The following is a 21,105-nucleotide window of genomic DNA, read 5'->3' as shown; positions in this document are numbered from 1 at the left end:
TTACACAAAAGTAATAAGAAAAAAGATTGGAATGACAATTGACGAAAAATATATGGCAAGATGCATACAGCTTGCAAAGAACGGCAGATGTAACGTATCGCCTAACCCTATGGTTGGAGCAGTGATTGTATGCGATGGTAAGATTATCGGTGAGGGATATCATATAAAGTATGGTGGTCCACATGCTGAGGTTAACGCCATAAGTTCCGTAAAAGAGCAACAAAAACTTGAGAATTCGACAATCTATGTAAGCCTTGAGCCATGCTCTCATTATGGTAAGACTCCTCCTTGTGCCGACCTTATTATCAGCAAAAAGATACCAAGAGTTATAATAGGTTGTAAAGATCCATTCCCATTAGTTTCAGGAAGAGGCATAAAGAAACTGACAGATGCAGGTGTAGATGTTAAATGGGGAGTACTGGAAAGGGAGTGCCTTGATTTAAATAAGAAATTTATCCTCTTCAACACTCAGAAGAGACCATATATAACGCTCAAGTGGGCACAATCGGCCGATGGCTTTATTGACATAAAAAGAGAAAGCGGAGAACCGGTTAAGATTTCTTCTGATCTCACCAGGATGCTTGTACACAAATATAGGAGCGAAAATATGGCTATCATGGTGGGTACTAACACTGCCAGACTGGACAACCCAACTCTTTCTACAAGAGACTGGTATGGTAAGAACCCAACACGAATAGTGATAGATAGAAAACTTGCACTTCCAAAAGAGTTGCATCTCTTTGATGGAAAAGTAAATACAATCGTTTTCAATTCGATAAAAGACGGCGATAGCAACGGACTGACGTTGAAGAAGATAGATTTTAACTCAGAGGTTATTCCGCAGATATTGGATATACTCTATAATGAGAAGTTAGAGTCAGTAATTATTGAGGGCGGAGCAATTCTACTTCAATCTTTCATAGACAAGGACTTATGGGACGAAGCATTTATTGAGATTTCGGACTTAGTAATTAATGATGGAGTGAAGGCTCCAGAGATAAAGAAATTTAACAAAAGAGAGAATATGAGGCGTTTTAATAGAGAAATTATACATCTCACAAATAGATAATTACCTCTATAATATTCCCTAATATAGCTACAAAAAATGGGATTCTATCTATAAATTAATATAAAACTTACCATAAAAGTTCAAATAAGAGAAAAATCTTTCTACTTTTGCGACTTGTAACAAAAGATTCTTTTACAAATGAAAATAAAGACATTGGCTGTATTTTGCAGTCTGATAATTACAGCAATTGCTACTACTTCATGCTTAAATAAAGATGAAGAAACCATAGAGCTAAGCCCAAATGCAAGTATTACAGCTTTTTCAATTAATGACATAGAGACAAAATATACTTCTAAAACTTCAAGCGGCAAAGACACTACAATTACTGTTACTGTTACTGGAAGCGAGTATCCTTTTGTTATAGACCAGAATAGAAGGCTCATATATAATGTTGACTCCTTACCTGTAGGCACAGATGTAAGCAGAGTTGTAGTTAACATTACATCTGATTCAAACTATATAATAATTGTAAATCAGAAAGAGTCAAACAAAGATAGTCTTTGGGTTTCTACTGACTCTATCAACTTTGAGAGCCCTATACAGATGAAGGTTCTTGCACTGAACAATACATTGGGACATGCATATACTACCCAGATCAATGTTCACAAGCAGGTTCCGGATTCACTTACATGGTCAAAACTTGGAAGTAACATCGTTGCAACTAATGTCCAGAAACAAAAATCAGTATTCTTCAAAAACAATATATTGATTGCATGCAATATAGCAGATAAGGCAATGATGACCTCAACATCTATGACTGATGGAAAGAGTTGGACTACTCCAACAGAGATTCCATTGACAGGTGTAGACATCTCATCACTTATGGTTTGGGGAGAGAAACTATACATCCTTGCTTCAAACACTCTATACGTGAGCAATGACGGAAATACATGGCAGGCAGTAAGCGGAGCTCCTCTGCTGAAAGCTCTTGTCGCAAACTATTATGAATCCGCTTCTGTAGCTTCACTTTCGGCAATAAGCACTAACAACAGATTTGTTGATACTCCTGATGGAGTAACCTGGACTGAGGGTAATGAGGTAAGTGCAAACTTCCCTACAGAGAATCTCTCATATGCTGCTATTACCAGCACTCACAACAGTTCTATTTATAGAAAACTTGCAATGGGAAATAACAGTGCTACAAATGACTCTGTAAATAACGCATGGGGAAAACTGAGTACTGAAAATAGTTGGGTGGAATATACATACAACAATAATGGTTACTATTGCCCAAATCTTGAGAATATAACCATGATACATTACAATGATGCGCTATATGCTTTTGGTGGAAAGAGCCAGAATGGGACAAAGAAACCGTTCAGCAATTTCTATATATCAAACAACAATGGTGCAAACTGGAAATCAATATCTAGTCTGGTTAAATTCCCTACATCTTTTGCAACACTATACCAGAATGCCGGAGGTCACTACTCTTGCACTGTAGATAGTAATAACTTCATCTGGATAATATTCAGTAACTCAAATGAAGTTTGGAAAGGAAGAATCAATAAATTGGGCTTTAAATAAAGTGTCAAGATAAAATGCATTATAAGGAGCAAATAGACATAAATAGGCTACCTAAGCACGTTGCTATAATTATGGATGGCAACGGTAGATGGGCTAAGCAAAGAGGTATGGAAAGAAGCATGGGCCATCAGGCAGGTGCTGAGACTGTCCATATTGTTGCTGAAGCGGCTTCTCTAATTGGAATAAAATATCTTACTCTATATACATTCTCCACTGAAAACTGGAATAGGCCTACCGATGAGGTGACTGCATTGATGAGCCTGCTTATGGACTCTATCGAAGAGCAAACTTTCATGAAAAATGATATTTGTTTTAAAATCATAGGTGAAAGAGAGAAACTTCCTGTTGAGGTACGTGAAAGACTTGAAAGATGTGAATATAATACATCTATTAATAAAGGAATGTACCTTACTCTTGCAGTAAGCTACTCATCTAGATGGGAAATGACTGAAGCTGTAAGACAGATTGGAGAAAAAATAAAACAAGGCGAAATGTTGCCGGAAGAGATTACTGATGAAACAATATCACAACATCTTGCCACATCATACATGTCTGACCCTGATTTATTGATAAGGACTGGTGGAGAGTTCAGACTTAGCAACTACCTTCTATGGCAAAGTGCTATTCAGAGCTATATTTCTGTAACACTTATTGGCCCGATTTCAAAGAGGAAGAGTTTTACAAAGCAATATGTGATTATCAACAAAGAGAACGCCGTTATGGCAAAACGAGTGAACAATTATAAAGTTTTAAAGATGCAATATCGTTTTTTAAAAATATTACTTACGCTAACTTGCCTGTTCTGCTTTACAAATAGCAGCAATGCTCAGGACATTAATGCCGAAGAGAATAACAACCCGGTAATTCTATACTCAGGTACGCCAAAAAAATATGAGATTGGCGGTATAAAGGTAGAAGGTGTCAAGAACTATGAAGACTATGTCCTTATAGGTCTTTCTGGACTGGCAGTGGGGCAGACTATAACTGTACCTGGTGATGATATAACATCTGCCATAAAACGCTATTGGAGACACGGGCTGTTCTCGGATGTGCAGATTGTAGCTGAGAAGATTGTAGGCAATAAGATATATCTAAACATAAAGCTTAAACAACGTCCACGTATTGCAGAGATACGTTATAACGGTGTCAAAAAGAGTGAAAAAGAGGATTTGGAAACTAAGTTAGGTCTTGTTAAAGGTAGCCAGATTACTCCAAACCTTATTGACAGAGCAAAGCTACTTATCAAGAGACATTTTGATGATAAAGGTTTCAAAAATGCAGATGTAAGAATTATTGAGAAAGATATTCCTGATAACAAAGAGATGGTTAACGTTCTTATCGATGTTGATAAGAAAGAGAAGGTAAAAGTTCACAAAATCACTATTGAAGGAAACTCTGCACTCACAGCAAAGAAGATTAAGAGCACAATGAAGAAGACAAACGAGAAGAATAAGCTCCTTAACATCTTCAAGACAAAGAAATTCATCAACGATAAATACGAAGAAGATAAACAGAATATCATCGACAAATATAACGAACTTGGTTACCGAGACGCACAGATTGTAGTAGACAGCGTATACCCTTTCGACGAAAATACTGTCGATATCTACATGAAAATAGATGAAGGAAGTAAGTATTACCTTCGCAATGTGACTTGGGTAGGTAACAAACTATACTCTTCAGATTGGATGAATCAACAGTTGAGAATGAAGAAGGGTGATGTATACAACCAGAAACTTCTCCACGAACGTTTGACAGGTGATGAAGATGCGATAGGTAACTTCTACTATAACCAAGGTTATATAGTAGCAGGTATAGATCCTGTTGAGGTTAACATAGACGGAGACTCTATCGACCTTGAAATGCGTGTTGAGGAGGGCTTCCAGGCAACAATCAGCAAAGTTAGAATTAATGGTAACGACCGTCTATATGAAAATGTAGTACGCCGTGAACTTAGAACAAAACCAGGCGACTTGTTCAGTAAGGAGGCTCTTGAGCGTTCTTACCGTGAGATTGCTCAGATGGGACACTTTAACCCTGAAAATATTAAACCCGATGTACAACCAGACTACACTAATGGTACAGTAGATATCAACTGGGATCTTGAATCAAAAGCAAACGACCAAGTTGAGTTCTCTGCAGGTTGGGGACAAACAGGTGTTATCGGTAAGTTAAGTCTTAAGTTCACCAACTTCTCTATGGCAAACTTATTCCATAAGAGTGATAACTACAGAGGATTCCTTCCTCAAGGTGACGGACAGACACTTACTATCAGTGGCCAGACAAACGGTAGCTATTATCAATCATATAGCGTCTCTTTCTTCGACCCTTGGTTCGGAGGTAAACGTCCTAATTCATTCTCTGTATCTGCATTCTATTCAGTACAGTCAGATATAAGCAGCAACTATTATAACTCTGCTTATATGAACAACTACTATAACTCACTCTATGGTGGATATGGTAACTATTACGGAAACAACTACAACTACGATTCATATTATGACCCTGACAAATCAATCAAGATGTATGGTGCTTCTATTGGTTGGGGTAAACGTTTGAGATGGCCTGATGACTACTTCACTCTCTCAGCTGAACTCTCTTACCAGAGATTTGTTCTTAAAGATTGGAGTTATCTATATATCCGTCTTAACAATGGTGAGTATATGTCTACAGGTAACTGTAACAACTTGAGTATGTCGTTTACATTAGGACGTAACTCTAGTGATAACCCTATATTCCCACGTCGTGGATCTGAGTTGACAGCTTCTGTACAGTTCACTCCTCCATATTCTCTGTTCTCAAAGAAAGACTATGCTACATATGGTAAGGACAACTACAAAGATGCAGCAAGTATCTACAACTGGATTGAATATCATAAATGGAAATTTAAACTTAAAACATATACAGCTCTTTCAGGCGGCAACAAATGTCCTGTTATTATGACTAGAGCAGAGTTTGGTATCTTAGGTCATTACAACAAGTATGTTAAATCTCCTTTCGAGACATTCTATATGGGTGGTGACGGTATGACAGGTTATAGCACAAGCTATGCTTCTGAGACTATCGCTCTTCGCGGATATGAGAACGGCTCGCTTACTCCTTACGGTAGTGAAGGATATGCTTACGCAAGACTTGGCGCAGAGCTCAGATACCCACTTATGCTGGAGAACTCAACAAGTATTTATGCACTTGGATTTGTTGAAGGTGGTAATGCTTGGAACAATGTAGGTAACTTTAACCCATTCAGCCTTAAACGCTCTGCCGGTTTAGGTGTGAGAATATTCCTACCAATGATTGGTATGATGGGTATTGACTGGGCATATGGTTTCGATAAGATTGGTGGTTCCAGCCAGTACAGTGGTAGCCAATTCCACTTCATCCTGGGACAAGAATTCTAAATTTAAGTTTATTATGAAGAAATTTTTATTTTTTACTCTTGTACTATTTTGTGTTGCATTTAAAGCAAACGCTCAGCAATACGCTCTTATTGATATGGAATATATCACAAAACAGATTCCAGCTTATCAACAGGCAAATGAGAAGATGAATCAGGCTTCTCAACAGTATCAGAAAGAGATTGAGGCTAAGAGCAATCAAGCTAAGGCTCTATATGAGAATTATCAAAAACAGGCATCAAAAACCTCTGCTTCTATTAGAAGCCAGAAGGAGGCTGAAATACTAGCAAAGGAGAAAGAGGTAGCCGAGTTGAAGAAACAATACTTCGGACCGGAAGGTGAGATGTATAAAATGAGAGAGAGCCTTATAGCTCCATTGGATAATAGCATATATCAGGCTGTTAAGTCTATTGCCGAGAGAAAAGGATATTATATGATACTTGACAGAGCATCTAATAACAATATAATATTTGCATCTCCTAAAATTGATATTAGCAATGAAGTTTTGTCTCAATTAGGATATTCAAATTAATTTTATACATTTGCAATCACTATAATTATCAATAACAGAAATAGAATAATTAATAAAATACAGTATTATGTTTAAGAAAATCGCTTTATTACTTTTACTTATCGCTCCTATGAGCGTATTTGCGCAGAAATTCGGTCACATCAAATCTATGGATATTGTCACTGTAATGCCAGAATATACAAAAGCACAAACAGATATTCAAGCTATGCAGAAACAGTACGAAGATGAAATCAAGCGTGCTAACGAAGAGTTCACTAAAAAATATACTGAATTCCAGCAGGAACAAGCTAACTTGCCTAAGAACATTCAAGACAGACGTCAGAAAGAACTTCAGGACCTAAGCGAGAAAGGTATGCAGTTTCAACAAGATGCACAACAGCAACTTCAGAAATCATATGCTACGATGATGGAACCAATCTACAAGAAGGTTGAAGATGCCATTAAAGCTGTTGGTGTAGCAGGTGGTTACACATTTATCTTCGATACTAATAGAACTGATATCCCTTATATGAGCGACACTCTTACTTCAGATGTTACTGCTCAAGTAAAGGCTAAACTAGGTCTTAAATAATTAAAGATATTATCTCATTGAACGGATTACTCCGGTTGTTTAGGAATACTCCTTAACTCCGAAGTAATCCGTTTCTGTTTTATTATAGATATGAAAGAAAACAGAGGTCCTATAGGTATTTTCGACTCCGGCTATGGAGGTCTTACGATACTCACTTCAATACGTAGGCTGATGCCTGAATACGATTATCTCTATTTAGGTGATAATGCAAGAGCACCATATGGTAACCGCTCATTTGAGATTGTTTACGAGTTCACACTTCAATCCGTAAAAAAGCTATTTGATATGGGTTGCCAACTTGTAATCTTAGGATGTAATACTGCATCTGCAAAAGCACTGCGCTCAATACAGCAGAATGATCTCCCAAATATTGATCCGACTAGAAGGGTATTAGGAGTAATTCGCCCTACTGTAGAAATGATAGGAGATATAACCAAATCAAGACATGTGGGTATAGTTGCCACCAGAGGTACTATAGACTCTCAATCATATCTTCTTGAGATTAATAAACTCTTCCCTGATATTACAGTTAGCGGAATAGCATGCCCTATGTGGGTGCCACTAATTGAGAACAACGAGTTTGAATCGGATGGAGCAGACTACTTTGTAAAGAAATATATTTATGCTCTTATGGAGAAAGATTCTAAGATTGACTCTATAATTTTGGGATGCACACACTACCCTCTCCTTATTGATAAAATAAGAAAATATACACCTGCCAATATTGAACTTATAACTCAGGGAAACTTTGTGGCAAAGAGTCTTAAGGATTACTTTATAAGGCATGCTGATATGGAAGAGAGATGTACTAAGGGAGGAGCAACAACATTCCTTACAACAGAGAGTGTTGAAAAGTTCAAGGAATCGGCTGCCGTATTCATAAAAGATACGAAAATTGATGTAGAGTCAATCATCCTTAAGTAAGAGAGAGAGGCATTAAGTTGTTATTTAATATTGAGAATCATGGTATATTCTAATAACGTAAAGAAAGTTGCAGCTATACACGACCTATCAGGCATGGGAAGGGTTTCGCTGACTGTTGTAATCCCCATCCTTTCATCTATGGGATTTCAAGTTTGTCCACTTCCTACTGCTGTATTATCCAGTCACACTCAATATCCTACCTTTTCTTTCCATGATCTTACAGACGAAATGCCTGTTATTATTGACGAGTGGAAGAGATTAGGAGCCTCATTCGACGCAATATACACCGGATACCTTGGTTCTCCTAGACAGATACATATAGTATCCAACTTCATAGATGACTTCCGTAAGGATGATACCTTGGTTATAATCGACCCGGTGTTAGGTGATAATGGAAAGCTTTATGCAAACTTCAACAGCTCTATGATAACAGAAATGAGAACTCTTATTAGTAAGGCTGATGTAATCACCCCTAACCTAACAGAGATATTCTTCCTTCTTGACAAGCCATATAAGGCCGACAACAGTGATACTGAGTTGAAAGAGTATCTTCGTATACTTTCAGAGAAAGGGCCAGAAGTAGTTATTATAACAAGCGTTCCGGTAAAGGATGATCCACATAAAACATCTGTTTATGCATATAACAGAAAAGGAGATAAATACTGGAAAGTTACATGTGCATACCTACCGGCACACTACCCAGGTACCGGAGATGCTTTTACGAGTGTTGTCACAGGTTCAATAATGCAAGGTGACAGCTTACCTATCGCTCTTGACAGAGCCACACAGTTTATTCTTCAGGGAATACGTGCTACTTTCGGATATGAGTATGATAATCGTGACGGCATTTTACTTGAGAAGGTACTGCACAACCTTGATATGCCTATTCAGAACAGCAGCTACGAGTTAATATAATTACTGAAGAATTCTTTTACCGAAGTATCTCACCGGATACCATACACATGCTATTCCTATTATTAGGACTGTAAAGAATACCAATACAACATCGGTAACGTGCATGCTGACAGGATAGGCGTCGACTACAAATGAACCAAGGGAATTTGAATCACCCAGTGATATAATGCCAAACTCCTGTTGTATGATACATAGAGTGACACCCAGAATTACGCCTACAGTTGCTCCCACCAAAGTTATAAGTGAACCCTCAAAAAGGAAAATCTTTATTATTGACTTATCGTCTGCACCTAGATTGCGGAGAGTAATGACATCTTTCTTCTTATCTATTATAAGCATAGATAGAGATCCTATGACATTAAAGCAGGCAATCATAAGGATAAAGGTGAGGAAGACATACGAAAGTAACTTTTCAATCTTCATTATCCTAAATGTATCTGCTTGCTGCTCGTATCTATCAAGTACGTTGTAGTCGGGACCAATAATTGATTTGATCTTATCTTTCACCTCATCTATATCCTCAGGATTCTTCAGTTTAAGTTCTATAGAGCTAACCTCATTGTTGTATCCATAAAGTCTTCTAACAAAGTCAATTGATGTAAGCATGTAAGATGAATCATACTTGCTCTGATTTACAGCAAAAGCAAGACCACTTGAGTAAAGATCATCAGAGTTGAAACTTGATGCCGGATTAGCCATATTAATTTTCTCACCACGCTTTGGTGCATATATGGTCAAAGGATCAAGAAAACGTATGCCGGAATTCAGAGCTGAGATAATCTCAACTCCAGGCACCACATAATTAGCTAGAGTATCATGAACTATAAATTTTCCCCTTCCTACAAGTATGCTATCTATAGAGTTGAGCTTTTCAAAATTATCCTCAACGCCCTTTAAGGTTACCATAATCTGTCTGTCTTTGTACTGGGCCATCACATTCTCTTCCAAAGAGGCTGAGTATGTCTCTACTTCAGGCAGTTTCGATATTGAAAGTATCTTATTATCGTTGCCATCAAACACCTTACCTCTTACCGAGGTAATTTTAATTTCCGGATCGAAAGCAGTAAAAAGCGTAGCTACCATGTCATGAAACCCATTGAATACTGAGAGGGTGCATATCAGCGCAATAGTAGCTAGTGCAACCCCGCATACCGAGATAGCTGAGATTACATTTATAGCGTTGTGTGATTTCTTAGATAATAGATAGCGCTTTGCTATATAAAAGGGAAAGTTCACTTATGTCTCTATTTTTTTAAAAGTTCATCAATTCTGTCAACATAGTCGAGAGAATCGTCAACAAAAAACTTAAGTTCGGGTATGATACGTAATTGATGACGTACTCTTACTCCTAAATCATAGCGTACAGATTTCATATTATCGTTAGTGTTCTTAACAATCTCTGCAGCTCTTTCTGAAGGGAAAACACTAAGATAAACTCTTGCTATGCTCATATCCGGACTTATTCTTACAGCACTAACAGAAACCAATACACCATGCATCGATTTTGTCTGCAACAAGAAAATCTCACTCAACTCCTTTTGGATAAGGCGAGATACTTTATTTTGTCTGGTTGTTTCCATAATTAAAAATTTTATTTTTTTCTGATAATTGTCAGGCCATCACGTAAAGGTAAAATCACCTTTTCAACCCTCTCATCATCAGATATCATATCATTAAATTGTTTTATACCTATAGTTTGATAATCATTGCTATTTGGTTCTTCAATAACATGACCATCCCATAATGTATTATCAGCGATAATATAACCGCCTGGATTAAGCTTCTTCATGACCATCTCGAAATACTCAATGTATTTTCTCTTGTCACCATCAATGAAAGCCAAATCGAATGCCACATCTATTTTTGGTACAAGATCCAATGCATCACCTATATAAAACTTTATCTTCTCTTTATAAGCAGAGTTATCGAACCAAGGTCGTGTAAAATCTTCCTGCTCATCATTTATCTCAAACGTATATATTTTTCCATCATCTTCCAAGCCTTCAGCCATACATAGTGCAGAATATCCGCTATATGTGCCTATCTCTAATATATTCTTGGGCTTTATCATCCGGACAAACATCTTGAGCATACGTCCTTGCAAATGACCAGATGCCATCCTTGGCCTAAGTAGTTTGACATTTGTATCACGATAAAGAGCCTTCAAATATTCAGGCTCTTTATCAATGTGATCAGTTATATATTTGTCAATAGCATCTGTCTCTTTCATAGATTAAAGATATCTGTTGCGGTTTGGCAACACATAGTCGCCTGCATATTTCAATACATCACCAACGACATTTATCTCGAGGAAAGATGTATTAGTACCTTCTTTACCACTACTTAAGTATGCCACCATTTCATTTTCATTAAGAACTCCATCGTTGAGAAGTTTTCTTAATGCAGCGAAGTAGTACTCCTGACCATTTGCAGCTTCAGGCATGTAGATAGCATCTACACCATAAGAAAGAGCAAGATGACGCATTGTTTTCTCCTTGTAGCATATAGCAAGTACAGGATATTTACCACGGAAAGCAGCAATGTTTCTTGCAGTACGTCCACTAAAGCTATCTGTTATAATAGCACGGATATTCAACTTACTTGTTGATTTAACAGCCTGTTTAGCCAAAAATGCAGTAACGTCGTTTGAGCTATCATCCAATGGGATGTGGATGTCATTTTCCGAAAGTTTATCTTTCTCTGCCTGAGCAGTAATTTTAGCCATTGTCTTAACAGCCTCAACAGGATACTTTCCATATGCAGTTTCACCACTAAGCATTAGAGCATCAGTACGGTAGTATATTGCATTGGCAATATCTGTAACCTCAGCTCTTGTAGGACGAGGGTTGTTAATCATTGTGTGAAGCATCTGGGTAGCAACGATAACAGGTTTTTTAGCAAGAATACTCTTTTTAATAAGTATACGCTGTATTCCTGGAATCCTCTCTTGTGGAACCTCAATACCAAGGTCACCACGAGCAACCATAATGCCATCAGCCACCTCAAGAATCTCGTCGATGTTATCAACTCCCTCCTGGTTCTCAATCTTAGCAATAATTCTGATGTCACTGTTATGAGCATCAAGAATTGCTTTAATGTCTTCAACATCCTGGCGATTACGTACGAAAGAGTGAGCAATGAAATCAATGTTTTTCTCGATAGCGTAAAGAATGTTGTTTTTATCTTTTTCAGTGAGTGAAGGCAAGTTGATACGTACACCTGGTACGTTCACACTCTTCTTGTTTCCAAGAGTTGCATCATTCATGACGCGGCATAACAGATATTCATCTGTCTTATCTATGACTTTTAGTTCAAGATCACCATCGTCAATAAGGACATCGCCATCAACTTTAAGGTCATTAACGAATCCTGGATATGATACATATATATTTTCTTTAGTTGTCTCTTTTGTTGGATCACCAAAAATCTTCACGGTTTCTCCAGTGACATAAGGTATAGGTTGTCCGTCAGCTAATGCTGTAGTACGGACCTCAGGTCCTTTAGTATCCATTAAAATACCAATTCTGTTGGACACGGTGCGTACGTTGTCAATCAATTTGTCAAAACCTTCTCTAGAAGCATGAGCCGTATTCATTCTGACTACATTCATTCCTGCCTCAAAAAGTTCTCTGATAAATTCCACCTCACAACGTTGGTCTGAAATAGAAGCAACAATTTTTGTCTGTTTCAACATCATAATCTTTTTACCTTTTTCTTTTTATCTGTTTATATTACTCATTCCACCTTCTATAGCCAATCTATATGAATCTAATCCAAAACCACAGATTACCCCCAGACAAGCAGAAGCTATCATTGATTTGTGTCTAAATTCCTCTCTAGAATGAACATTAGAGATGTGGACTTCAATAGTCGGCGCCTTTATTGCCCTGATAGCGTCTTGTAAAGCTATAGAAGTGTGTGTATAAGCGCCTGCATTCATTACAATAAGATCATAGTCGAATCCAACCTCCTGAATTTTATCAATCATCTCTCCCTCAATGTTTGATTGGAAATAATCAATTTGATACTCCGGATAGGAATTCTTCAACTCTACAAGATAATCATCAAATGAAACATTCCCATAAATAGAAGGTTCACGCTTACCTAATAAATTGATGTTTGGGCCATTGATAATTTGTATTTTCATTTTATATTATCGTTTTTTATTATAAAAAATAGCACTATATTTGGGGTACAAAGTTATGAAAAAGAAATGATAAGTAAAGATAAAACTTTCAATATATTAGCGAAGTACAGACAATATCTATTATTAGAGAAGGCTTTATCTAACAATACGATAGAAGCTTATCTAAGCGATTTGGATAAACTTCTCTCTTTTCTGAAAATTGAAAATATCTCTTTTTTAGACGTTTCCCTAGAAAATCTTGAAAATTTCGCTGCAGGATTACGCGACATCGGCATAGGTGCACGCTCTCAGGCTAGGATACTCTCTGGCATAAAATCCTTCTACCACTATCTTATTATAGAGGATTATCTAGACAAAGATCCAACAGAACTGTTGGAGTTCCCCAAAATGGGAAAACACCTTCCTCAAGTACTATCTCTTGAAGAGATAGACAACCTTATAGGGTGCATAGATAAGAGCACTAGAGAGGGATTGCGAAACAGTGCTATTTTGGAGACTCTATATAGCTGTGGACTCCGAGTAACAGAACTTTGCACCCTGAAAATATCCGACCTATACTTTAATGAGGGATTTATAAAGGTAGAGGGAAAAGGAAGTAAGCAGAGGTTAGTCCCAATATCAAAAAGAGCTATAAAGGAAATTAACTACTATCTGCAAGAAAGATATGGTTTTAATATTAAGAAAGAATATGAAGATTATCTCTTTATCAGCAAGTTTGGGAAAAACATATCCAGAATAATGGTCTTCCATATTATCAAAGAACTTGCAGAAAGAATAAATCTTACCAAGACAATAAGTCCACACACTTTCCGCCACTCTTTTGCTACTCACCTGCTGGAAGGGGGAGCAAACTTACGAGCCATACAATGTATGTTGGGACATGAAAGTATCGGAACGACAGAGATTTATACACATATAGATAAGAATATGCTGAGGAGCGAGATTATTGAACATCACCCTAGAAACATTGAATACAGAGAAAAAGAAAAGAATAAATAGTTATTTCTTTCTAAATTTTATCTTAATTCTTAAAAATATATTCACTTTCTTATCGTATAACTTAGTTTTTTCTATCTTTGTAATAGATTAAATTCACAAAAAGAGCACTTTATCTAAAAAAACCTATAAATATTTAACAATAAAAGTAGTTATGATTAAAAAGTTGTATTTGCCACTAGTGGCTTTATTGGTAGTTGCACTATCATCTTGCAGCAAAATGGGAGAATTGTCGTCTGATTATTTTACGACAAATCCTGAAGTACTTGAAGCAGTTGGAGGTAAAGTTCCAGTTACAATTAATGGAAAATTCCCTGAAAAGTACATGAAGAAAAACGCAACTGTAGAGGTTACTCCAGTTCTAAGATGGAAAGGCGGAGAAGCTAAAGGCCAGTCGGCACTATTCCAGGGTGAAAAAGTTGAAGGAAACGGTAAGACTATCTCATATAAGATGGGTGGAGATTATACAATGAAAGCATCTTTCGACTATGTTCCTGAAATGGCAAACTCTGAGTTATATCTTGACTTTAAGATTACAAGAGGTAGCAAAACTTATACTATCCCTTCTGTAAAAATTGCAGACGGTGTTATAGCGACATCTGAACTTGCAACAGTCGGTAGTTCTAATGCTTCACTTTCAAGCGACGCTTTCCAACGTATAATCAAGCAGGCTCAAGAGGCTAAAATCATGTTCTTGATACAGCAGGCTAACCTTCGTGCTAATCAGCTTAGCTCAGCTGAGATGAAAGATTTCCAGAATAAAGTTAAAGAGGTTAACGCTGACACTAAGAACTTCCAGTTGAACAATATTGAGATCTCTTCTTATGCATCTCCTGATGGTGGTGTTAAACTTAACACAAACTTAGCTGAAGATCGTCAGAGCAACACTGAGAAATTTCTTAAGAAACAGTTGAAGAAGAGCAAAGTTGAGACTAACGTTGATGCTAAATATACTGCTCAGGACTGGGAAGGTTTCAAAGAATTAGTTTCTAAATCTAACCTCCAGGATAAAGACTTGATCCTTCGTGTTCTTTCTATGTATTCTGAACCAGAACAGAGAGAAGCTGAAATAAAGAATATCTCTTCTGTTTACAAGAACCTTGCAGATGAGATCCTTCCTCAACTTCGTCGTTCACGCTTAACTGCTAACTACGATATTATCGGACGTAGCGATGCTGAAATCAACGAAGCATTTAACAATGATGCTAAAGTATTGAGCGTAGAAGAATTACTTTATGCTGCTACTCTTACTGATGACAACGCTCGTAAAGAGGCTATCTTCACTAAGACAACAGAACTTTACCCTAATGATTACCGCGCATATAACAACCTTGGTGAATTAGCATTCTCTGCAGGTGATGTAAAGAAAGCTGAATCATTCCTTAAGAAAGCTGCTTCTATCAAAGCAGACGCTCCTGAGGTAAATGCTAACTTGGCTCTTTGCCAATTGGCTAAAGGTAACGTATCTGAAGCAGAGGCTCTTCTTGGTAAAGCTAATGGCGCTAGCGCTGTTAACGAAGCTCTTGGTAACCTTTACATCAAACAAGGTCAGTATGACAGAGCTGTTGCTGCTTTTGGCGACGTTAAAACAAACAGTGCTGCTCAGGCTCAGATTCTTGCTAAGGATTACAACAAGGCAAAATCAACTCTTTCTGCAATAAAGAATCCAGATGCTATGACTGATTACTTAATGGCTATCGTTGGTGCTAGAACTAACAATGCTTCTTTGGTAAGCAGCAGCATTAAGAGTGCAATTGCAAAAGATCCTACAATGGCTGTAAAAGCTGCTAGCGATCGCGAATTTGCTAAATTTGCAAGCTCTATCAAGTAATAATATAGAATAAACTTTATCTATATAAGTTATAAGCGGAAGACTTTAAAAGTCTTCCGCTTTTCTTTTTTAATCATATAAAGAGGTCACATTAAATGAAAATAACTAATTTAGTACCGAAATTGAATGACAATGAAAAAGATAGCCTTTATAATAGCACTCACATTAACATTGCTAACAAGCTGCAAAAACGATCATAAATTCACTCTCAATGGTGATATCAAGGGAATTAGTGATACAATTTTAGTATATTACCAAAGTCCTTACAACAGCATTGATACAATTATGGCAAAGAATGGCAGGTTTGAATACTCCATTCCAGCTGATACAACAACTCTATTTTCTCTCCTTTTAAACAACAGCAAAGAAGTTCCGGTATTTGCATACAGAGATGGGGAAGCAAATATTTCAGGTTCTCTCTCTTCTATAGCTATAGAGGGTGAAGAGGATAATATGAAGATGAACGAGATCTTTGACATGGAGAGAAAAATGAAAGATGATACTACAGGGATTGAGAAGTGGATAGAATCATTCTCTAAAAAGTACCCAGGCTCATTTGCAAACGTATATCTTCTGAACAAATATTTCATACAGAGGGAAAAACCTGATTATAACAGAATAAAAAGTATACTTGCAAACCTTGATGGGAAGGTAAAAGATGTACCTTTAATTGCAGAGATACAAAACGTTATTACAGATAGAGGAATAAGCAACAGTACAACAATTCAGTCAATCTCACTTCCTGATAAGAATGGGAAATATCCTGAGTGGAATGCTCTCAGAGAGAAGGTTACCCTACTCTATTTCTGGGCTAGTTGGGACAGAGAGAGTGTAGAGATGCAGGATTCGCTGGCCGCTATGAAAAAAGCATTAAGCAATAAGGATTTTCAGATAGTAGGCATATCACTAGATATAGACAAACCTCATTGGAATAGCAGGTTGCCTCAGGATTCAGTAAACTGGAGACAACTATGCGACTTTAAAGGATGGCAAAGCAACTTTATCAAGCAGAATAAAGTATCAAAAATTCCATACACCATCCTACTTGACAGAAAAATGAATATAATAGCAACCGATATTTATGGAAAAAAGCTGAAAGATTGTATTTATCAGGCAATAAAGAAGAGTGATAAATAGTATATTCAGCACAGCATTAGGATATTTTTTCATTTATCAGTGTGGGTTATCAGTTCATAAGCGTGGGGCAATGATACCATTGCGTTGAACGTTAACCAACAATTTACATTTTAAGAAATGAGTAAGATCGAATGAAATATAGTCATTCGATACATATATTATATATTCACAAGATTAACAGATATGATTAAATCAATGCTTATCGCCGGTTTAGGCGGGTTTATCGGTACTTGCGGACGCTATATGGTAGGCAAGGTATCATCACACTGGCTAGAAAATACTTGGGCCCACCCTTTCCCACTTGGAACATTTCTTGTAAACATAATAGGTTGTTTTATAATTGGAATACTATTCGGTATGGCTGAAAAATACCATTTCATAAATCATAACATGAGCCTTCTCCTTATTACAGGTTTCTGCGGCGGTTTCACTACATTCTCTTCAATGAGTGATGATATGTACATTCTTGTTCAGGGACGACATACTTTTATGCTAGTTCTATACCTTGGTTTGACACTTTCACTAGGATTTCTTCTAGTTTGGGCAGGAAGAACTGTCATAAAATAGAGAAACCATGTTGATAAAAGTCTATACAGCTGCATTACAAGGCATTGACGCTACAACGATAACTATTGAGGTTAATAGTTCCAGAGGTATTAAATTCTTTCTTGTTGGTCTTCCAGACTCTGCTGTAAAAGAGAGCCACGAGAGGATAATATCAGCACTACAAGTCAATGGATATAAGTTCCCGTCTGCACAGATTGTTGTAAATATGGCACCTGCAGATGTTAAAAAAGAGGGAACTTCTTATGACCTTCCTTTAGCTATAGGTATAATGGCTACTGCTTCCCAAATAAAAAGCGACAAGCTATCACAATATATTATTGTTGGTGAACTGAGCCTTGACGGTAGTCTACAGCCGATAAAAGGGGCACTACCGATTGCAATAAATGCACGTCAGAAAGGTTTTAAGGGAGTTATAGTCCCAATCCAAAATGCCCGTGAAGCTGCAGTAGTTGACAAAATTGATGTATTAGGAGTAAGAAACATAAAAGAGGTAATAAACTTCTTCAATGGAGAGATTGACATTACTCCCACCATTGTAAATACAAGAGAAGAGTTCTATAAAAATCAAACCAACTACCCCTATGACTTTGCAGAGGTAAAGGGGCAAGAGAGTGTTAAGCGTGCTCTAGAGATAGCAGCTGCCGGGGGACACAATATTCTTATGATTGGCCCTCCTGGAAGTGGCAAATCTATGATGGCAAAAAGACTGCCTAGTATTCTGCCACCTCTGTCACTAAAAGAGAGCCTTGAAACAACAAAGATATACTCTGTTGCAGGTAAGCTAAGTAGAGACAGTTCACTTATCACATGCAGGCCATTCAGAAATCCACATCATACTATCTCTCAGATTGCAATGGTAGGGGGAGGTTCTACGCCACAACCCGGGGAGATAAGTCTTGCCAATCATGGCGTTCTGTTCCTTGATGAATTGCCTGAATTCAATAAGAGTGTACTCGAAGTATTAAGGCAGCCACTTGAGGATAGGAGAATTTCTATATCTAGAGCTAAATACTCATTGGAATATCCTACAAATTTCATGATGGTAGCATCAATGAACCCCTGTCCATGTGGATACTATAACCATCCAACGCGAGAGTGTATATGTAACCCAGGACAAGTTCAGAGATATATGGGAAAAATATCAGGTCCTCTACTGGACAGGATTGATATACAGATAGAGATTGTGCCTGTACCTTTCGAGAAAATTTCTGATACACGAAAAAGTGAGTCTAGTGCTGCAATTCGAGAACGTGTGATTGCTGCACGTAATATACAGGAAGAGCGCTTTGCCGATGAGCCTGGTATATACTGCAATGCACAGATGAGTGCCAAACATTTAGACCGTTATGCTGAAATTGATGACAAATGTCGTTCTCTTCTTCGAAATGCTATGAACCGTTTCGACCTGTCGGCAAGAGCATATGAAAGAATAATAAAAATATCACGTACAATAGCTGACTTAGCAGGACGTGAATCTATAACAGTACAAGATATTTCGGAAGCTGTTCTCTTCAGAAACCTGGACAGATCAACATGGCAAAAAATAGGCTGAGTATAGTTCACTCAGCCTATTTTTATATATTTTCGGTTTCCTGATTAATGAAACAATCACCTAACAGGATAATCTTCATCGAAAACAAAATGAATGCTACATGGGAATCAATAAATTATGAATTCATTATTCCCATTGGCAACAAACTCATTTTCTTATAGTTTCACTGTTGACTTACTTCCATTATAGTTGATAATTTTGCTATCGCCATTAGGAAGCACTACACGGAAGGTACGATTAGCATGCATACCATCAAATGAACCGCGGCGCTTATTAACAGTAAGGGTACGCGACTTTTCATTCCAAGAGAATTTTATCTCTGAGCACTTACCATGCTTATAGTTGTAACCGTCACCTTCATCTTCGTATAGAGTGAATGAACCATCTGCCCCAGGATATACCTTAATGTCGAGAGACTGCCAGTCAGCAATGTTAGCATACTGAACTTCTTTAGTACAAATTGGTATTATTGAGCCAGCCTTTACATAGAGTGGACTGTGAGCAATTGTGACATCAGACTTTATTATCTGACCACCATCAATTTTAGTACCTGTCCAATAGTCGTACCAAGTGGCACCCTTTGGAAGATATACTTCGTATGTCTTCTTTGCAGACCAATCGGCCTTGAAACCTTCTTGATAAAGAGACTTCTTGTTTTTATCCCAGCCGGAAATCTCATCAGTCATATTGGCTGTCTCTGGAGTGTAGAGAGCTTTTACTACTGGTGCAACTAGGAATGACGGGCCAAACATAAATTCGCGGTTGTTGTTCCAAGTCTCCTTATCATTCTTGAAGTCCATCACGAGTGCTCTCATGAACGAATCATCGTTCTTGCTTACCTTCCAACTCTGGCTATATATATATGGCATTATCTGGTAGCGCATCTTGACTGCATCGAGTAGAGCGTCGTAAATCACTTCACCTGGTTTTCCGTAATGGTACAGTTCGCGGTAAACCTCAGTACCATGGCTACGCATCATCGGACAGAACACACCGAACTGCATCCAACGTACATAAAGTTCCTGATAAAGAGGGTTCTTTGTTGCTGTATTGTCAAGATAGCTCTTGTTGTATGCATTTGCAAAGAAACCACCGATATCAGTATTGACGTTAGGATTAGCTGTAAGTGTATAGTTCAGGCAGATAGGCACTTGCTTACGAAAGGAATCCCACGAAGAGCTAATATCGCCCGACCAGGTGTTTGCACCTGTGCGCTGCTGACCAGCGAAATAACTGCGTGTGAGTATGAATGGACGACGCGAAGAATCCGCCTTGATTTGATTGTCATGAACTCCTTCTACACAAGCCAACGCATAGGCATTGCGAACTGAGCGCCATGAACCATCGAAGTCCTTTCCTGTAGCAGGATCGGTGATGGCACGAACCTGGTCGAGATCGGAATCTTTGAAGTTATGATCCGGGTCTGTTGAGTCCATCCACCAAGCGTCTACACCTGCCTTATGAAGACGAGAGAGGTGCTTCCAATAGATCTCGCGAGCATCCTTGCTATAAGGATCATAACAACGAACGCCTGAAGGATAGTCCATATTAGGTGGCCAAGATGAGAGACCGCTGTTGGGCCAAGTCATGAAGTCGTATAGAAGATTCTTATCTTTAAGTTCACGGAACTGAAGTGTCTGAGGGCCGAAACTAGCCCAGATACTTATGCTGAGATGAGCATTGATGCCATGAACATGGTCAATCATCTGGCGATAATTGCTGAAATCTTCGTTGAGAAAATCCATTGCATTCCATAAGTAATTGCTTCCCCAGTATTGCCAGTCCTGAATTATACCGTCGAATGGAATCTTCATTTTGCGATATGTATCAACAACATTAAGTAGTTCTTGAGAAGTCTTGTAGCGTTCACGACTCTGATGGAAACCATAAGTCCATAGTGGAAGCATTGGCACATGACCTGTGAGCTGACGCATCTCCTTAA

Annotated in this window: 18 protein-coding genes and 1 pseudogene; 13 read left to right on the top strand and 6 right to left on the bottom strand. The window is 37.9% G+C overall.

Annotated features, from left to right (window positions below; all coding sequences use genetic code 11):
• Window positions 1–31: 31 nt before the first annotated feature.
• The 8 genes and pseudogenes from ribD to JCM15092_RS01560 all read left to right on the top strand — a co-directional run bounded on the left by ribD (window position 32) and on the right by JCM15092_RS01560 (window position 8,933).
• Window positions 32–1,069 carry a bifunctional diaminohydroxyphosphoribosylaminopyrimidine deaminase/5-amino-6-(5-phosphoribosylamino)uracil reductase RibD gene (gene ribD / locus JCM15092_RS01590; protein ID WP_024993128.1) on the top strand — a complete coding sequence of 346 codons (1,038 nt, stop codon included), beginning with the start codon at window positions 32–34 and terminating at the stop codon, window positions 1,067–1,069.
• 138 nt (window positions 1,070–1,207) lie between these two features.
• Complete coding sequence (bamI, locus tag JCM15092_RS01585; protein WP_024993127.1) at window positions 1,208–2,596, top strand: BamI family beta-barrel-assembly machinery protein; 1,389 nt, start codon at window positions 1,208–1,210, stop codon at window positions 2,594–2,596.
• 14 nt (window positions 2,597–2,610) lie between these two features.
• Window positions 2,611–3,341: pseudogene (locus tag JCM15092_RS16755) on the top strand (isoprenyl transferase).
• A 10-nt stretch (window positions 3,342–3,351) separates the two neighbouring features.
• Window positions 3,352–5,994, top strand: a complete 2,643-nt coding sequence (gene bamA / locus JCM15092_RS01580; RefSeq protein WP_024993126.1) for an outer membrane protein assembly factor BamA — start codon at window positions 3,352–3,354, stop codon at window positions 5,992–5,994.
• Between the two features lie 13 nt (window positions 5,995–6,007).
• The gene (locus tag JCM15092_RS01575; RefSeq protein ID WP_024993125.1) at window positions 6,008–6,523 is read left to right on the top strand and encodes an OmpH/Skp family outer membrane protein; all 516 of its coding nucleotides are present in this window, start codon (window positions 6,008–6,010) and stop codon (window positions 6,521–6,523) included.
• Window positions 6,524–6,590: 67 nt separating this feature from the next.
• The gene (locus tag JCM15092_RS01570; RefSeq protein WP_024993124.1) at window positions 6,591–7,094 is read left to right on the top strand and encodes an OmpH/Skp family outer membrane protein; all 504 of its coding nucleotides are present in this window, start codon (window positions 6,591–6,593) and stop codon (window positions 7,092–7,094) included.
• Between the two features lie 90 nt (window positions 7,095–7,184).
• Entirely contained in the window at window positions 7,185–8,018 is an 834-nt protein-coding gene (murI, locus tag JCM15092_RS01565; RefSeq protein ID WP_024993123.1) for a glutamate racemase, read from the top strand.
• Between the two features lie 39 nt (window positions 8,019–8,057).
• Window positions 8,058–8,933, top strand: coding sequence for a pyridoxamine kinase (locus JCM15092_RS01560; RefSeq protein WP_024993122.1), 876 nt, complete (start codon window positions 8,058–8,060; stop codon window positions 8,931–8,933).
• Here JCM15092_RS01560 and JCM15092_RS01555 read toward each other — a convergent pair whose 3' ends face one another.
• Genes JCM15092_RS01555 through aroQ form a run of 5 tightly spaced genes read right to left on the bottom strand, consistent with a single transcriptional unit; the run spans window position 8,934 to window position 13,080 of the window.
• The gene (locus JCM15092_RS01555) at window positions 8,934–10,169 is read right to left on the bottom strand and encodes an FtsX-like permease family protein (protein ID WP_024993121.1); all 1,236 of its coding nucleotides are present in this window, start codon (window positions 10,167–10,169) and stop codon (window positions 8,934–8,936) included.
• An 8-nt stretch (window positions 10,170–10,177) separates the two neighbouring features.
• Entirely contained in the window at window positions 10,178–10,513 is a 336-nt protein-coding gene (gene rbfA, locus JCM15092_RS01550) for a 30S ribosome-binding factor RbfA (protein WP_024993120.1), read from the bottom strand.
• An 11-nt stretch (window positions 10,514–10,524) separates the two neighbouring features.
• Window positions 10,525–11,163, bottom strand: a complete 639-nt coding sequence (locus JCM15092_RS01545) for an O-methyltransferase (RefSeq protein ID WP_024993119.1) — start codon at window positions 11,161–11,163, stop codon at window positions 10,525–10,527.
• A 3-nt stretch (window positions 11,164–11,166) separates the two neighbouring features.
• Entirely contained in the window at window positions 11,167–12,630 is a 1,464-nt protein-coding gene (gene pyk / locus JCM15092_RS01540) for a pyruvate kinase (RefSeq protein ID WP_024993118.1), read from the bottom strand.
• A gap of 21 nt (window positions 12,631–12,651) precedes the next feature.
• On the bottom strand, window positions 12,652–13,080 hold the full coding sequence (gene aroQ, locus JCM15092_RS01535) for a type II 3-dehydroquinate dehydratase (protein WP_024993117.1): 429 nt from the start codon (window positions 13,078–13,080) through the stop codon (window positions 12,652–12,654).
• A 66-nt stretch (window positions 13,081–13,146) separates the two neighbouring features.
• On the opposite strand from aroQ, the gene xerD reads away from it, so the two are divergent.
• The 5 genes from xerD (at window position 13,147) to JCM15092_RS01510 (ending at window position 19,163) form a co-directional block, all read left to right on the top strand.
• A complete protein-coding gene (xerD, locus tag JCM15092_RS01530) occupies window positions 13,147–14,079 on the top strand; it encodes a site-specific tyrosine recombinase XerD (protein ID WP_024993116.1) in 933 nt (310 codons plus the stop codon).
• Between the two features lie 151 nt (window positions 14,080–14,230).
• Entirely contained in the window at window positions 14,231–15,907 is a 1,677-nt protein-coding gene (locus JCM15092_RS01525) for a tetratricopeptide repeat protein (protein WP_024993115.1), read from the top strand.
• A gap of 132 nt (window positions 15,908–16,039) precedes the next feature.
• Window positions 16,040–17,044, top strand: coding sequence for a thioredoxin-like domain-containing protein (locus JCM15092_RS01520; RefSeq protein WP_159101355.1), 1,005 nt, complete (start codon window positions 16,040–16,042; stop codon window positions 17,042–17,044).
• A 183-nt stretch (window positions 17,045–17,227) separates the two neighbouring features.
• Window positions 17,228–17,611, top strand: a complete 384-nt coding sequence (gene crcB / locus JCM15092_RS01515; RefSeq protein WP_024993113.1) for a fluoride efflux transporter CrcB — start codon at window positions 17,228–17,230, stop codon at window positions 17,609–17,611.
• 7 nt (window positions 17,612–17,618) lie between these two features.
• On the top strand, window positions 17,619–19,163 hold the full coding sequence (locus JCM15092_RS01510; protein ID WP_024993112.1) for a YifB family Mg chelatase-like AAA ATPase: 1,545 nt from the start codon (window positions 17,619–17,621) through the stop codon (window positions 19,161–19,163).
• A gap of 155 nt (window positions 19,164–19,318) precedes the next feature.
• Here JCM15092_RS01510 and JCM15092_RS14585 read toward each other — a convergent pair whose 3' ends face one another.
• Window positions 19,319–21,097, bottom strand: a complete 1,779-nt coding sequence (locus JCM15092_RS14585; RefSeq protein ID WP_235782245.1) for a glycoside hydrolase family 31 protein — start codon at window positions 21,095–21,097, stop codon at window positions 19,319–19,321.
• Between the last annotated feature and the right edge of the window lie 8 nt (window positions 21,098–21,105).

Source organism: Phocaeicola paurosaccharolyticus JCM 15092, assembly GCF_000613805.1.
Classification (GTDB): Bacteria; Bacteroidota; Bacteroidia; order Bacteroidales; family Bacteroidaceae; genus Phocaeicola; species Phocaeicola paurosaccharolyticus.
This window is presented reverse-complemented; position numbering and strand designations above follow the sequence as displayed.

What these genes read in the sequence shown, in the direction of transcription:
- ribD (WP_024993128.1), top strand. Translation starts at nt 32, where the DNA reads ATGACAATTGACGAAAAATATATGGCAAGATGCATACAGCTTGCAAAG.
- bamI (WP_024993127.1), top strand. Translation starts at nt 1,208, where the DNA reads ATGAAAATAAAGACATTGGCTGTATTTTGCAGTCTGATAATTACAGCA.
- bamA (WP_024993126.1), top strand. Translation starts at nt 3,352, where the DNA reads ATGCAATATCGTTTTTTAAAAATATTACTTACGCTAACTTGCCTGTTC.
- JCM15092_RS01575 (WP_024993125.1), top strand. Translation starts at nt 6,008, where the DNA reads ATGAAGAAATTTTTATTTTTTACTCTTGTACTATTTTGTGTTGCATTT.
- JCM15092_RS01570 (WP_024993124.1), top strand. Translation starts at nt 6,591, where the DNA reads ATGTTTAAGAAAATCGCTTTATTACTTTTACTTATCGCTCCTATGAGC.
- murI (WP_024993123.1), top strand. Translation starts at nt 7,185, where the DNA reads ATGAAAGAAAACAGAGGTCCTATAGGTATTTTCGACTCCGGCTATGGA.
- JCM15092_RS01560 (WP_024993122.1), top strand. Translation starts at nt 8,058, where the DNA reads ATGGTATATTCTAATAACGTAAAGAAAGTTGCAGCTATACACGACCTA.
- rbfA (WP_024993120.1), bottom strand. Translation starts at nt 10,513, where the DNA reads ATGGAAACAACCAGACAAAATAAAGTATCTCGCCTTATCCAAAAGGAG.
- JCM15092_RS01545 (WP_024993119.1), bottom strand. Translation starts at nt 11,163, where the DNA reads ATGAAAGAGACAGATGCTATTGACAAATATATAACTGATCACATTGAT.
- pyk (WP_024993118.1), bottom strand. Translation starts at nt 12,630, where the DNA reads ATGATGTTGAAACAGACAAAAATTGTTGCTTCTATTTCAGACCAACGT.
- aroQ (WP_024993117.1), bottom strand. Translation starts at nt 13,080, where the DNA reads ATGAAAATACAAATTATCAATGGCCCAAACATCAATTTATTAGGTAAG.
- xerD (WP_024993116.1), top strand. Translation starts at nt 13,147, where the DNA reads ATGATAAGTAAAGATAAAACTTTCAATATATTAGCGAAGTACAGACAA.
- JCM15092_RS01525 (WP_024993115.1), top strand. Translation starts at nt 14,231, where the DNA reads ATGATTAAAAAGTTGTATTTGCCACTAGTGGCTTTATTGGTAGTTGCA.
- JCM15092_RS01520 (WP_159101355.1), top strand. Translation starts at nt 16,040, where the DNA reads ATGAAAAAGATAGCCTTTATAATAGCACTCACATTAACATTGCTAACA.
- crcB (WP_024993113.1), top strand. Translation starts at nt 17,228, where the DNA reads ATGATTAAATCAATGCTTATCGCCGGTTTAGGCGGGTTTATCGGTACT.
- JCM15092_RS01510 (WP_024993112.1), top strand. Translation starts at nt 17,619, where the DNA reads ATGTTGATAAAAGTCTATACAGCTGCATTACAAGGCATTGACGCTACA.
- JCM15092_RS14585 (WP_235782245.1), bottom strand. Translation starts at nt 21,097, where the DNA reads ATGCGTCAGCTCACAGGTCATGTGCCAATGCTTCCACTATGGACTTAT.